At 74.1% G+C, this 12,749-nt stretch carries 13 protein-coding genes; 5 read left to right on the forward strand and 8 right to left on the reverse strand.

What is annotated here, in order from left to right; genetic code table 11:
- Positions 1 to 22: 22 nt before the first annotated feature.
- The 4 genes from V7S47_RS19975 to V7S47_RS19990 are packed head-to-tail and all read right to left on the reverse strand — an operon-like array spanning position 23 to position 2,745.
- Complete coding sequence (locus V7S47_RS19975) at positions 23 to 721, reverse strand: adenosylcobinamide-GDP ribazoletransferase (RefSeq protein WP_336563204.1); 699 nt, start codon at positions 719 to 721, stop codon at positions 23 to 25.
- Positions 718 to 1,749, reverse strand: coding sequence for a nicotinate-nucleotide--dimethylbenzimidazole phosphoribosyltransferase (cobT, locus tag V7S47_RS19980; protein ID WP_244509562.1), 1,032 nt, complete (start codon positions 1,747 to 1,749; stop codon positions 718 to 720). Before cobT ends, V7S47_RS19975 begins: the two co-directional genes overlap by 4 nt.
- Positions 1,746 to 2,516 carry a CbtA family protein gene (locus tag V7S47_RS19985; protein ID WP_336563205.1) on the reverse strand — a complete coding sequence of 257 codons (771 nt, stop codon included), beginning with the start codon at positions 2,514 to 2,516 and terminating at the stop codon, positions 1,746 to 1,748. The genes cobT and V7S47_RS19985 overlap by 4 nt, the downstream gene beginning before the upstream one ends.
- Before the next feature lie 13 nt (positions 2,517 to 2,529).
- A complete protein-coding gene (locus V7S47_RS19990; RefSeq protein WP_336563206.1) occupies positions 2,530 to 2,745 on the reverse strand; it encodes a CbtB domain-containing protein in 216 nt (71 codons plus the stop codon).
- Positions 2,746 to 2,980: 235 nt separating this feature from the next.
- Here V7S47_RS19990 and V7S47_RS19995 point away from each other — a divergent pair, with 235 nt between their 5' ends.
- Together V7S47_RS19995 and V7S47_RS20000 are read left to right on the forward strand one after the other, a co-directional pair.
- Positions 2,981 to 4,159 carry a sensor histidine kinase gene (locus V7S47_RS19995; protein WP_336563207.1) on the forward strand — a complete coding sequence of 393 codons (1,179 nt, stop codon included), beginning with the start codon at positions 2,981 to 2,983 and terminating at the stop codon, positions 4,157 to 4,159.
- A complete protein-coding gene (locus V7S47_RS20000; protein WP_336563208.1) occupies positions 4,156 to 6,399 on the forward strand; it encodes a hybrid sensor histidine kinase/response regulator in 2,244 nt (747 codons plus the stop codon). The genes V7S47_RS19995 and V7S47_RS20000 overlap by 4 nt, the downstream gene beginning before the upstream one ends.
- Here the strand turns inward: V7S47_RS20000 and V7S47_RS20005 are convergent.
- Positions 6,356 to 7,609, reverse strand: a complete 1,254-nt coding sequence (locus tag V7S47_RS20005) for an MFS transporter (RefSeq protein WP_336563209.1) — start codon at positions 7,607 to 7,609, stop codon at positions 6,356 to 6,358. The genes V7S47_RS20000 and V7S47_RS20005 overlap by 44 nt on opposite strands.
- A 71-nt stretch (positions 7,610 to 7,680) precedes the next feature.
- Between V7S47_RS20005 and V7S47_RS20010 the strand changes: the two genes are divergently transcribed.
- Positions 7,681 to 8,550: a LysR family transcriptional regulator gene (locus tag V7S47_RS20010; protein ID WP_336563210.1), complete on the forward strand. Its 870-nt coding sequence runs from the start codon at positions 7,681 to 7,683 to the stop codon at positions 8,548 to 8,550.
- Here V7S47_RS20010 and V7S47_RS20015 read toward each other — a convergent pair.
- The 3 genes from V7S47_RS20015 to V7S47_RS20025 all read right to left on the reverse strand — a co-directional run bounded on the left by V7S47_RS20015 (position 8,544) and on the right by V7S47_RS20025 (position 10,976).
- Positions 8,544 to 9,398, reverse strand: coding sequence for an NAD(P)-dependent oxidoreductase (locus V7S47_RS20015; protein ID WP_336563211.1), 855 nt, complete (start codon positions 9,396 to 9,398; stop codon positions 8,544 to 8,546). The two genes, V7S47_RS20010 and V7S47_RS20015, sit on opposite strands and share 7 nt — an antisense overlap.
- 257 nt (positions 9,399 to 9,655) lie before the next feature.
- Positions 9,656 to 10,522 (reverse strand): hypothetical protein, encoded by an 867-nt coding sequence (locus tag V7S47_RS20020; protein ID WP_336563212.1) that lies wholly within the window; start codon positions 10,520 to 10,522, stop codon positions 9,656 to 9,658.
- Between the two features lie 64 nt (positions 10,523 to 10,586).
- Entirely contained in the window at positions 10,587 to 10,976 is a 390-nt protein-coding gene (locus V7S47_RS20025) for a hypothetical protein (protein ID WP_336563213.1), read from the reverse strand.
- Positions 10,977 to 11,564: 588 nt separating this feature from the next.
- Between V7S47_RS20025 and V7S47_RS20030 the strand changes: the two genes are divergently transcribed.
- Both V7S47_RS20030 and V7S47_RS20035 read left to right on the forward strand, forming a co-directional pair.
- A complete protein-coding gene (locus V7S47_RS20030; RefSeq protein ID WP_336563215.1) occupies positions 11,565 to 12,065 on the forward strand; it encodes a hypothetical protein in 501 nt (166 codons plus the stop codon).
- Between the two features lie 11 nt (positions 12,066 to 12,076).
- Entirely contained in the window at positions 12,077 to 12,748 is a 672-nt protein-coding gene (locus tag V7S47_RS20035) for a hypothetical protein (RefSeq protein ID WP_336563216.1), read from the forward strand.
- The last annotated feature ends 1 nt before the right edge of the window (position 12,749 follow it).

The raw sequence follows: 12,749 nt of genomic DNA on the forward strand, positions 1-12,749 counted from the left end.
GGTCCTGGGGTGGCCCGGCGCGTTAGACCCACGACCACCCCAGCAGGGTGACGGCGAGCGCGACCTCGATCGATGCGCCCAGCACGTCGCCGGTGACGCCGCCGAAGCGCGCGACGGTACGACGGACCAGCAGCACCACCGCCCATCCGCCGAGGACCGACAGCAGCAGCCCGCCGAGCACGGCGACCGGCAGCGGCACCGTCCGCGTGTAGACCAGGCCGAGCCCGTCGGTCCGGGCCGCGGGCACGCGCGAGCAGCAGGCGATCCACAGAGCGCAGCGGGACAGGCAGACCAGCAGCCCGGCCAGCAGCGCGCCCCGGGTCGAGGTGCCGAGCACGGCCAGCGCGGCGACCTGGATCCCGAGCACGACGACCGTGGCGACGACGCCGGCCGGGCCGGACGTGCCCGACTTCATCACCTCGAGCGAGCGCGCGGCGTCGTACGACGCGGTCAGGCCGTCGGCCACGTCGGACAGGCCGTCCCAGTGCAGCACCCGGCTGCCGCCCGCGAGCGCGCCGACCGCCACGAAGGCCACGGCGAGCGGCGGCAGGCCGGCCAGGTCGCCGAGCAGCAGCACCGCGGTGACCAGCGCGCCCAGCGGGAGGACGGCCAGCGGGGCCAGCAGCATCGCCCGCCCGGCGACGGTCCGGTCGACCCGGCCGGGGGACCGCACCGGCAGCGCCGTGAGGGTCCCGACGGCGAGCCGCCAGGCGTCGCTCACAGCTCGGACAGCAGCGCCACGTCGCGCAGCAGGGCCACGGCCGAGCGCAGCACCGGGACCGCGGCGACGGCCCCGGAGCCCTCGCCGAGCCGCAGCCCCAGGTCGAGCACCGGCTCCAGGCCGAGCTTGTCCAGCGCCAGGGACTGGGCCGGCTCGGTCGAGCGGTGGCCGGCGGCGAACCAGGCCGCTGCGCCCGGGTCGATCCGGTCCGCCGTCAACGCGCAGGCGACCGACATCAGGCCGTCGAGCAGCACGGGCACGCCGCGGCGCGCGGCCTCCAGCAGGTAGCCCGTCGTCGCGGCCAGGTCGGCGCTGCCGAGCGCGGTCAGGGTCTCGACCGGGTCGTCGGCGCGGTCGCCCGCCCGGCGCAGCGCGGCGTCGAGGACCTCGGTCTTGCGCGCCAGCCCGGCGTCGTCGACCCCGGTCCCGCGGCCCACGACCTCGTCGGCGGGCAGGCCCAGACCGGCCGCGACCAGCGCCGCGGCCGGGGTGGTGTTGCCGATGCCCATGTCGCCGCTCAGCAGCAGCTGGCCGCCGGCGGCGATCTCCTCGGCCGCCACCTCGGCCCCGGCGGCGAGCGCGCGCCGGGTCTCCTCGGCGGTGAGGGCGTCGGTGCGGTGGATCGCCCCCGAGCCTCGTCGTACCTTGCGTTCGCCGACGGACTCCGGCACCCCGGCCAGGTCGTCGTCGACGCCGAGGTCGAGGACGCGCACGTGCACGCCGTGGGCGCGGGCCAGCGCGTTCACGCCGGCCCGACCCGCGACGAAGGTGCGGACCATCGCAGGTGTGATGGCCGGCGGGTACGCCGAGACGCCGTACGACGCGACGCCGTGGTCGCCCGCGAAGATGACCAGCCGGACGTCGTCGAGCTCACGCGGCGGGACGACGCCCTGCGCCGCGGCCAGCCAGACCGCCAGGTCACCGAGCCTTCCGAGCGCCCCCGCCGGGGTGGCGAGGGACTCGAGGCGTCGCGTCGCCTCGGCCCGGACGACGGGCGAGGGCCGACGGATCGCGGCCGGGGACGTCACAGGCTGGCGGCCAGCTCGCGCCGCGCCCGGACCGCGGACGTCTGGCCGTGCAGCCGGGCCACGAGGCCGGTGAGGCCGACCCCGATCACGCCCCAGAGGGCCACGAGGGTGAGCAGCGAGGCGCGGCGGAAGAACCAGAGCTCGTCGGCCGGGAAGTCGCCCACCTCGTTGACCGTCGGCATCAGCAGCCCGGCGGCGACCATCACGACCAGGTAGAGACCCGCGCCCGACACGACCCCGACGTACGTGCTGACGTCGGCGGCGAGCCGCACCGCGAGCAGCGAGGCGAGGGCGGCGACCGCGACCGAGATCAGCACGAAGCCGAAGAACCAGCTCGTCCGGTCGCCGATGGTGTCACCGCTGCCGACGGCCGGTGGCGTGGCGGGGTACTTCAGGAACGGCACCAGGGCCACGGCGACGAAGCCGACCAGGCTGACCACCGCGGTGGACTGCCCGGGGGAGAGCCGGCCCAGGCGCCCGACCGTGCCGGCCGCGACCAGGGCGACCAGGCCGCCGACCGCGAGTCCGACGGCGAGGGTCCCGGTGAGCAGGCCCCAGGTGCGCTGGTGCGGCCGCGAGACGGACGTGCCCTCGTCGGCGTGCTCGTCGGCATGGGTCGGCTCGTCCGCGGCGGCCGCGTTGGCCTCCTCGAGGGCGATGGCCCGCTCGACGTGGGGCTCGCCGACCTGGTGGGCGACGAGGAAGGAGGCGAAGCCCGCCAACAGGCCGATCAGCAGGCCGCGGACCAGGAAGTTGCGCGCAGTCACGACGTCGCCCCGCTCAGTGGCAGGGGTAGCCGAGAAGGTGACGCCCGTCGTGGACCCACTCGTGGATCGCGTTGCCCGACGGGAGGGAGATGGCGCCCTGGTCGGCGCTGATGAAGAAGAGCGTGAGAAGCCCGAGCAGCCCGAAGAAGAGCGCCCACGGGGCGATCTCGCGGACGGGGATGGTCGGGACCTGGACCTCGGCGCCGGGCACGGCGGTCGACTGCGACATGTTGCCTCCTCAGGGATAGCTGCGTCCCTGTTCGATGGGGTGGAAGCGGACCTTCGGGTCTGACTCCACCGCCCGTCCGATCGCTCGGAGGCGGTGTCACAGTAGCGCGACTGTGCCGGATTCCCACCGGCTTCCTCGTGCCCGCGGACGCAGCCTAGGGCATCCCGAGGACGCGGGGGGAGGTCGTCCGCGTCACAGCCCTCACATCGGTCCCGAACCTGCCGAACCTCCGGTCATGGACGTGCGCGCGGGAGCCCCACCGGGGGAGGAGGCTGCGCGCGCGCTGCTGCGGACCGTCCTCGGTCCGGACGGGGTCGCGGGCACGCCGTTGATCACGCACGCGGAGATCGTGGCGACCGCGACCGAGCTGAGCGCCCACCTGCTCCAGGTCGACGACTGCTGGGTGCAGCCGCCCGGCGCGTTCGCCGAGTCGCTGAGCCGCAGCGCCGGCGAGAACGGCGGCGTCTGGCTCGGCAACCCGACCCTGCCCGCGGCCGGCCCCCTCGGCTCCGCGCGGATCCGGGGCGCCCTCGGCGGGGCCCCGTTCTTCGTCGGTGGCGAGCGGCACGCCCTGATGGTCTTCACCGTCGCCCCGCGCGCGTGGACGCGCGCGGACCACGTCGTTCTCCGGCAGGCCGCCGCCGAGCTGGGCTCGGCCCTCGAGGCGACCCACGGCCACCAGCGCACCCCGGCGCAGGAGGCCCGGGCCCGGTACGACGAGCTGCGCAGCGAGCTGCTGACCGTCCTCAACCACGAGCTGCGGACCCCGCTGACGGCCCTGAGCGCGGGCGTGGAGATGCTGGCCGACCTGGCCGAGGAGCTGCCCGTCCCGGTCGGCCGGCTGGTGGCCCGGATGGAGCCCAACCTGGCCCGGCTGCTGGAGCTCAGCGCCAACGTGACCACCCTCGGCGACGTCGCGACCCCGCAGTCGCGGGTCGACACCGCCCGGATCGGGCCGGCCGACGCCGCCGCGGTGGCCCGGACCTGCGTCGCCTCCCTGGGTACGGCGGCCGCCCGGGTCGACGTGCACGACGCGGGCCCCGGCGTACCGCTGGTGGTGGTGCCCGCCGCGGACCTGCGCGAGCTCCTGGACCGGGTGCTGAGCAACGCGGTGAAGTTCTCCGGGCCGGACGACCGGGTCACGGTCACCGTGGAGCGCCGCTCGTCGCGGGTCACGGTCGTGGTCGCCGACACCGGCGTCGGGGTGCCCGAGCACGAGGAGCACGCCGTCGGCCAGCCGTTCTACCGCGGGTCCAACGCCCGCGCGCTCCAGGCCCAGGGGGCCGGCCTGGGGTTGTCCGCCGCGACCACGATCGCGCGGCGCTGGGGCGGCACGGTCGAGCTGCGCCCGGGCGCCGACGGTGGAGCGGTCGTCACCGTGCGGCTCCCCGCCGCGGAGCGGGGCGCCCCGTGAGCCGTCCGTCACGACACGTCCGCTGGCCCGGGATCCTCGTCGGAGGTCTCGGGCTCGTGCTGTTGGCGCTCAGCTGCGTCGTGGCCTCCGACCTGGCCACGACGTCGCGGAGCCTGCAGGACGAGGTGGTCCGGACCGAGGGGCTGGTGCTCTCCAACGTCCGCACGCTCGGGCAGGCCCAGCGCGAGCTGCTCCGGCTGCAGCACCTGCTCGACATCGACGCCCCCGACGACGAGGTGCGGCTGCAGGCCGGGTTCGTCAGCCAGCGCACCCAGGAGAGCGCGCTGTCCTACCAGCAGGTGACGCTCGGGGCCGACAGCCTGATGGCGACCGCCCGGCGCAACGAGGCGGCGTGGCGCGAGGAGGTGCTGCCCGCCCTGAACCGGCTGCTGCTGGACAGGCGGGACAGGCGGGACAGCGCGCGTACCCGGGCGCAGATCGAGGAGCGGATCCAGGGGCTCGAGCGGTCGTACAACGTGCTGGCCTCCCTCGGCGAGACCAACCGGCGGGAGCAGGTGGCCACGACCAACGAGACGGCCACCGACCTGAGCGGCGACCTGCGCCGGCTGCTGCTGATGCTCGGGGTGCTGCTGGCCGCCGCGCTCGCGAGCAGCGCGACCGGCGCGGTGCTCTTCCTGCGGGCCGACCGGCGCCGCAGCGACGCCGTACGGGAGCTGCGCACGCTCAACGACGACCTGGCCTTCTACTCGCGGGTCGTGGAGGCGACCGACAGCCCGCTGATCGCCTCCGACCCGACGGGCCGGATCACCTGGGTCAACGAGGCCTTCACCCGGTCGACGGGGTGGCGCCTGGACGAGGCTCAGGGTCTGCGGGCGGACGAGTTCCTCTTCGGGCCGGCGACCGATCCGGGGACCGTGGACCGTCTGGCGCACGCGATGACGGCCCGGTTGCCGATCCGCGTCGAGGTGGCGATCCGCACCCACGACGGCGAGCAGCGCTGGGTGACGACCGACGTCTCGCCGTTGCTCGACGCGGACGGGGAGCTGGAGGGCTACTTCGCCGTCCAGACCGACATCACCGAGCGCCACGAGGCCGAGCTGCTCCTCGTCGAGGCCCGGCGGGCGGCGGAGGAGACGGCCCGCCAGAAGGCCTCGTTCCTGGCCACCATGAGCCACGAGATCCGCACCCCGCTCAACGCGGTCCTCGGGCTCACCGACCTGCTGCTGCTCACGGACCTCGACGGGGAACAGCGCGACTATGTCGAGACCGCGCACCGCAGCGGGAGCCACCTGCTGGCCCTGATCAACGACGTGCTCGTCTACTCGTCGCTGGAGTCCGGTCGTCTCGAGCACGCCGAGGAGCCGTTCTCGATGGCCGGCGTGCTGGGCGAGACGGTCGCGATGTTCGGCCCCGAGGCCGAGGTCAAGGGCGTCGCGCTGCGGCTGCACCTCGCGCCCGACGTGCCGGCCGCGCTGCGCGGCGACGAGGTCCGGCTGCGACAGGTGCTGGTCAACCTGGTCGGCAACGCGCTGAAGTTCACCGAGAGCGGCTCGGTCTCGGTCGAGACCACCGTCGTACGACGGAGCGAGGACGCCGACGGCCGGCCCCTCTGCGAGCTGCTCACCACGGTCACCGACACCGGCATCGGCATCCCGGAGTGGCGGATCCCCGATCTGTTCCAGTCGTTCGTGCGCGGCGACGCGTCGACGACCCGCGAGTACGGCGGCACTGGGCTGGGCCTGGCGATCAGCCGCGGTCTGGTCGAGGCGATGGGCGGCACCGTCGAGCTGGAGTCCGAGCTGGGGCGCGGCACCCGGGTGTCGGTGCGCACCGCTCACCGGGCGATCGGCGCGCCGGAGTTCGACCCGGCCGCACTCATGGCGGCCGAGCCCGAGGACTCGTGCCAGCTCTCGGTGCTGGTCGCCGAGGACGACGCGGTCAACCGCAAGGTCGTGGTCGGGATGCTGGCGCGCCTGGGGATCGTGCCCTCGGTCGTCGGCAACGGGCGGGACGCGGTGGACCTGGTCGAGCGGGTCGACTTCGACGTGGTGCTGATGGACGTCGAGATGCCGGTCATGGACGGCGTGAGCGCCGTACGACGGATCCGCGACTCGCAGGGTGAGCGCCGCCCGCACGTGATCGCGCTGACCGCGAACGCGCTCACCGGCGACCGGGAGCGGTTCATCGAGGCCGGCATGGACGACTACGTCAGCAAGCCGGTCACCCTCGAGTCGCTCACGGCCGCGCTGGTCCGGGCGCGGCCTCGCTCGTCGGTGTGAGGACCGGCGTACGACGGAGCACCTGCGCGAGCAGTCCGGTCGCCACCAGGAGCGCGCCCGACATCGCGGCGACGCCGGACCAGCCGCCGGCCGACCAGACGTGGCCGGCCAGGCCGCCGAAGACCGACGAACCGAGGTAGTAGGCGAACAGGTAGAGCGAGGCCGCCTGGCCCGCCCCGACCCCGCCGGCGTGCGCCCGGGCGGGGACCCAGCCGCTCGCGACCCCGTGGATCACGAAGAATCCCGCGGTGAGCAGGGCCAGTCCGGCGACCACGGCGGGCAGCCGGTCGGGCAGCGTCAGCAGCACGCCCGCGAGGCCGACCACGCAGCCGGCCGGGACGACGGCCCGGCGCCCGAACCGATCCGCCAGCCGACCGGCGAGGGCGGCGCTGAGGCTGCCGATCGGGTAGACGAGGAAGACCAGGCTGGCCGCGCCCAGGCCGAGGTCGAACGGTGCTCCGGCGAGCCGGAAGCCGAGGGCGTTGGAGACGGCGATGAACGCGCCCATCGCGCAGCCGCCGATGCCGTAGAGCGCCAGCAGGCCCGGGTCGGTCAGCGCGCGCCGGGTCATCGCCAGCAGCCGGCCCTGACCGGGCGCGACCGCCCGGAAGTGCCGCGACGGCGGCAGCAGCACCCGGACCACGACCGCGCAGCCGAGCGCCAGCGCGGCCACGGCGGCCAGGGCCCAGCGCCAGCCGGCGACCTCCGCGACCGCCCCGGGCAGCAGCCGGCCGACCATGCCGCCCAACGCGGTGCCGCCGACGTACAGCCCGGCGGCGCGGGCGTGGAGGGAGGGGTGCAGCTCCTCGCGCAGGTACGCCGTCGCGACGGCCGGCAGCCCGGCGAGGGTGATGCCCTCGACCAGCCGGAGCGCGAGCAGGGTGTGCCAGGTCGGCGCAAGCGCGCAGAGCACGGCCACCCCGCCGGCGGCGAACACCGCCGTGTGGATGAGCGGAGTCCGGCCGACGACCTCGGAGAGCGTGCCGGCGACCAGCAGGGCGACGCCCAGCCCGGCCGTGGTGAGCGAGAGCGACAGCGTGCTCTGCGCGGCGCTGACGTCGAAGGACCGGGCGAGCTCGGGGAGCAGGGCCTGGGTGCTGTAGAGCAGGGCGAACGTGGTCACGCCCGCCGCGAACAGCGCGATCGACACCCGGCGGTGCTCGGCGCTGCCGCTGCGGTAGCCGGTGGGCTGGTCGAGTACGGCGGTCACTCGCTCCACCCTGCCGGGGTGAGCGTGATGCGTCCAATGTGTCGTCCGCTGGATCTCGATACGATCTGCGCATGATGATCCGGGACCTGGAATGGCTGCTGGTGGTCGCCGAGCACGAGCACGTGACCGAGGCCGCCGCCGTGCTCGGCGTGCCGCAGCCGACCCTGTCCCGCGCGCTCGCCCGGGTGGAGGGCGAACTGGGCGCGCGGCTGCTGGAGCGGGTGCCGAACGGCGTCCGGGTCAACCCCGACGGAGCACTGGTCGTCGCAGCCGCCCGCGACCTGACCGTTCGGCACGCCCGGCTCCGCGCCGAGCTGCGCGCGCGGCTGGACCCCGACACCGGCACGGTCCGGCTGGCCTTCCTGGACTCGATGGCGACGTCCCTGGTGCCGCGGGTGCTGGGGGACTTCCACGTCGTGGCACCGGGGGTGCGCGTCGAGCTGCGCCAGGAGCCGGCGCACGAGATGCTGCGCGACCTGGACGCCGGCCTCTCCGAGGTCGCGATCATCTCGCCGCGGCCGGGCCCGTCGTACGCCTGGCTGCCGCTGCAGGAGGAGCGGCTGGTCCTCGTCGTACCCCCGGGGCACCGGCTGCGTGCGCGGCGCCGGGTACGGCTGGCGGAGCTCGCCGACGAGGAGCTGGTGACGACGCCCACCGGCTTCGGGCACCGGGCCCTGGTCGACGGGCTGCTCGACGCGGCCGGGGTGACCCCGCGGGTCTCGTTCGAGAGCGCGGACCTGGCCACCATCGAGGGACTGGTGGCCGCGGGGCTCGGGGTGGCGGTCGTGCCCGAGCAGTTCGCCGGCGCCTCGGGCACGGTCGGCGTGCCGGTCGCGGCCGCTGCGGCCCGTCGTACGGTCGGGCTGACGTGGCGCGCGGACCGGGAGCTCGCGCCGGCAGCGGCACGGTTCCTGGAGTTCGTGCGCGGGTGGGCTCAGTGAGCCAGGTACGTCGCCGCCATGTCGCGGTCGCCGTGCCCGGCCTCGACCCCGCGGGCCAGGTGGTCGCGGACCCCGGGCAGCACGGCCAGCTCGGTGCCCGCGGACCGGGCGGCGGCCAGGATCAGGTCGGCGTCCTTGACCGCCCCGCTGAGCGCGAAGGAGGGGTCGAGCGCACCGCTCAGCATCGCCTCCCCCTTCAGCCGGAGGTACGGCGCGTCGACCGCGCTGCCCTGCACCGCGTCGAGGAACAGGGCCGGGTCGAGTCCGAGGTCGCGGGTCAGGGCCAGCGACTCGGCCAGGCCCTCGACGACCGTGAGGACCCAGGCGTTCGCCGCGAGCTTCAGCCGGGTGCCGGCGCCGGCGGGGCCGAGCCACAGGGTGCGCGAGCCGATCGCGTCGAGGAGCGGAGCGAGGCGGTCGGCCACCTCGTCGGGACCTGACGCCAGGACCGTGAGAGTGCCGTCCTCGGCGGGCTTGCGGGTGCCCAGCACCGGGGCGTCGACGAGGACCAGGCCGAGCTCCTCGGCCAGTGCGACCGCCCGGTCGGTGCCCGCGACGCCGATCGTGCTCTGCTGCAGCCACGTCGTGCCCGGCGCGATCGCGTCGCCCAGCCCGGAGACGACCTCGAGGACGCTGTCGGCGTCGTACAGCATCGTCAGGAGGACGTCGGCACCCGCGACCGCCTCCGCCGGGCTGGCCGCGACGGTCGCGACGTCGGCGAGCGGCGCGGCCCGCTCGGGCGTACGGTTCCAGACGCGGAGGTCGATCCCGGCGGCGGCGAGGTTGCGGGCCATGCCCGCGCCCATGGCGCCGGTGCCGAGCAGGGCGACGGTGGGGAGATCGGTCATCCGGCCATCCTCGCGGACGGGTGGGCGCGCCCCGCTGGTCTGGACCGTCCCGCAACGGCGCGGGCCTCCCGCATATCGGAGGGGATGAGCAGATCGGCAGGTCGGATCGCGGCCGGGATCGGACTACTGGCGCTGACGGTGGCTGGGACGGTGCTCGCGCCGGCCGCGGCGCCGGGACCGCTGGTCACCTGTGGCGGTCACCCTCACCTCGATCAGCGACCCGGCCCGACCTACCCCGCCCGCGCGGTGTCGGTCGGCTAGGTCGGGTGGGTGCCGGTGGGGTCGACGCGGCGCCTCAGGCCGTGCGGGGTGGTCCATTCGAAGGTGGTCCGGTCGGTCTGTTCGACGGTGTAGCCGGCGTGGGTCTTGGCCCGGTGGTGCCTGCGGGTCAAGGGTGCGGCGGCGTGGTCGCCGGTCTGTCCGGGTGGTCCGCCGTCGTCTGGGTCCAGGTAGGGCGTGGGGTGGTCCAGGTCGACCCGTCTCGTGACCGAGGTGGAGTGCGGGAACGCATCGGCGGGGATCAGGATCGCGGTCCGTTCCCGGACGATGGTGGGGTGCTCGTAGCGGTCGACGGCGATGGTCTCCGACAGATCCAGCACCGGCCGCAACGTCACGTTCGCATGGGCCAGGAGGAGCCGAACCTGGTCAAGGACCAGCGGCCCCAACTCCTGCACCCGAGCGACCCCGACGCCGGTGTCGAGGGCGGCCTGGTGGAGGTGGACGTGCAGCACCGCTGACGGCTTCCGCTTCTTGGTCGTGGTGTCGTCGTCGTGCTGGTCGAGGAGTTGGAGGAGTGCGGCGAGATCGTGGGGTCGGGCCAGCCAGCCGAAGGCGACGGCGCGGAGCTCGGCTTTGGTGACGTCCTCGGGCAGGTCGGGGTGGTGCAGTGTCCGGAGGTCGGCGTCGGTGTGCAGGAGGTCGGCGACCCGGTCGATGGTGGCGTCGACCCAGACGGCGTCGCCGGCTTCGAGGCGGGCGAAGAGCATCCGTAGGCCGGTGTCGTCGGTCGGGGAGAGCACGACGGTGCGGGTGCGGCGTTCTGCTTCGATGTGGGCGGTGTGGGCGGCGGTGTCGGCCTCGATGATCTTGGCCTCGACGATGCGGAGCACCGTCCGGGCGCGCACCCGCCGATCGCCCGGGCTACGGCTTCATCCACCAGCGCGACCTGGGCGTGGGTCAGCTTGCGGGTCATGGACGCGACCCGGCACGCCACCCACGCCTCGCAGGCGAGGGTCTGCACGATGGCCCACGTTGGGGGAGGCGGTGGCGCAGGTCGAGGGCGTCGGCCATCAGCGCGCGGGTGGAGAGGAGGTGGGTGTGGCGGGCGATGGCGAGTTCGCCGAGGCAGAGGTCTTGGACGAGTGGGGTGCCGTCGCCGCCGACGTCGATGAGCTGGTCTCCGCCGTACCGGACGGGGATCGCGCCGGGCTGGTGTTGGGGGTTGTCGCGGTGAAGATCGGCCCAGGCCAGCACCAGGTGGAGGTCTTCGAGAGCGGCGGCGCGGCGGGTGCGTACGGACGTCTCGGCGGCCGCCAGCACGGCGGCGGCCGTGGCGGGGTCGTGGACGTCGGGGCTCATGCCCTCATCCTAATTCGAACAGGTGTGCGAATCTAGGGCGGCGGTGGATCTGTGGAAAGAGATCTCGGGGTCGGTGGCGGAGAAGGCGAGTGGGGGCCAGGTGACCACTTCTCCCTACCGTCCGCAAGGTCCCTGTGGACGGTAGGGAGGGAGCGGCCTGCAGTCGGCCGCCGAGGGCGAGTTGGCTGCGGGGGTTTCGACACGGTCGCTAGCGCGACCTGCTCAACCACCGGCGGGCCTGGACGGGCGGCAGGGAGCGGTCCGCAGCCCGGCCGCCGGCGGCGACCACCCGCGGACCTCACGCTGGCAGCCAGCCAAACAATGACGACCCTTTCAGGGTCAACGGGGGCTCTCGGGCTGCGGGGGTTTCGACACGGTCGCTAGCGCGACCTGCTCAATCAACGGCGGGGCGAGACCTTGCTCAACCAACGGTGATGGCTGGAGACCCCTGTCACACGCAAGGGGTTCCCCCGATGCGCCAGATTCGGACCTGTTCGAAGGTAAAGAGACATCTTCCAACATCGAGGAGGAGTCATCCCCACATCGACGAAGATCCAGCTCGGAAGTGCCGCGGTCCTGGGAGGAGTCGTGGTCGGCCTCGTTCCAGGAGTGCCGGCCTCGGCGGTCGTGGCCGCCGAGGGCACCCACTGCGTCGTCTCCGCGGAGACCGGCACGGAACGCTGCTACGCCTCGCTCGAGACCGCGCTCTCGGCCGCCTCAGGCGACCGGGTCGAGCTCAGCGACGGCGCGAGATCGGGCGGTGTCGAGCTCGAGCAGGAGGTCGCCGCGGCCAACCGGCAGGTCGGGGCGGCGGGCGAGGTCATCGGCGCGGTCGTGTACGACGACGCGCGCTACCAGGGGTCGTCGTACACGATCACGATCGGCGCACCCTGCAAGAAGGACGGCTGGATGGAGTGGGAGCTGGATCTCCCCGAGGACTGGCGCAACCGCGTCACCTCCACCCAGTCCTGGGCCAACTGCTGGGTGTGGCTGTGGGACGAGGCCGGCACCAAGGAAGGCCCCTACGAGGACGACAACCCGGACGTCGGCGCCTTCAGCGACCGCGCCTGGCGCGTCGGCATGAGCTGAGGAGAGCACCCATGATGCGCAAGACCACCGCGGCCGTCGCCCTGACCGCCGCCACCGCCCTGACCCTCCCGCTCGCTCCGACGAGCGCGAGCGCTGCGCCGGACGGGGGCACCGGGACGGAGCCCTACGTCACCGCGGGGAAGCCCGGTCAGCCCGGCGCACGCGGCATCACCGCCGCCGAGGACTCGCCGACCGTCCAGGAGCTCCTGGATAAGTGCGACAGCGGCGACCTCGACGTCTGCGAGTTCCACCCGAGCGGCGAGACGATCTCGCAGGGGGAGTTCAAGTTCGCCGGCAGCGCGGCCAACTGCGCCGCCGACTCCCAGACCCGCGAGATCAACTGGTCCTCGACCGAGGGCGAGACCAACTCGCTCGGCATCACGCTGGGGGTCAAGGCCGGGCTGAAGGACGTCTACGAGGTGAGCATCGAGACGACGTACGGGCACGAGTGGACCTGGTCGAAGACCACCCAGGACAAGCTCACCCAGACCGTCAGCCCGGGCAAGGCGGTGAACCTCTACGTCGCGGCCGACCGCTCGACGGTCACCGGCACCTACGAGATGCACTTCGGGGACCCGTACTACGGCCACTACTACTGGTACGTGAACGACGTGTCGGTCAGCGCGCCGACGTTCAACACGCCGTGGCACACCCGCACCGAGGAGACGGACGCCAACTGCTGAG

Source organism: Nocardioides sp. CCNWLW216 (genome assembly GCF_037120545.1).
Lineage (GTDB): Bacteria > Actinomycetota > Actinomycetes > Propionibacteriales > Nocardioidaceae > Nocardioides > Nocardioides lianchengensis.

Bases quoted from the DNA above. Each gene is read 5' to 3' on its own strand.
- V7S47_RS19990 (WP_336563206.1), bottom strand. From the start codon at position 2,745: ATGTCGCAGTCGACCGCCGTGCCCGGCGCCGAGGTCCAGGTCCCGACC.
- V7S47_RS19995 (WP_336563207.1), top strand. From the start codon at position 2,981: ATGGACGTGCGCGCGGGAGCCCCACCGGGGGAGGAGGCTGCGCGCGCG.
- V7S47_RS20010 (WP_336563210.1), top strand. From the start codon at position 7,681: ATGATGATCCGGGACCTGGAATGGCTGCTGGTGGTCGCCGAGCACGAG.
- V7S47_RS20015 (WP_336563211.1), bottom strand. From the start codon at position 9,398: ATGACCGATCTCCCCACCGTCGCCCTGCTCGGCACCGGCGCCATGGGC.
- V7S47_RS20025 (WP_336563213.1), bottom strand. From the start codon at position 10,976: ATGAGCCCCGACGTCCACGACCCCGCCACGGCCGCCGCCGTGCTGGCG.
- V7S47_RS20035 (WP_336563216.1), top strand. From the start codon at position 12,077: ATGATGCGCAAGACCACCGCGGCCGTCGCCCTGACCGCCGCCACCGCC.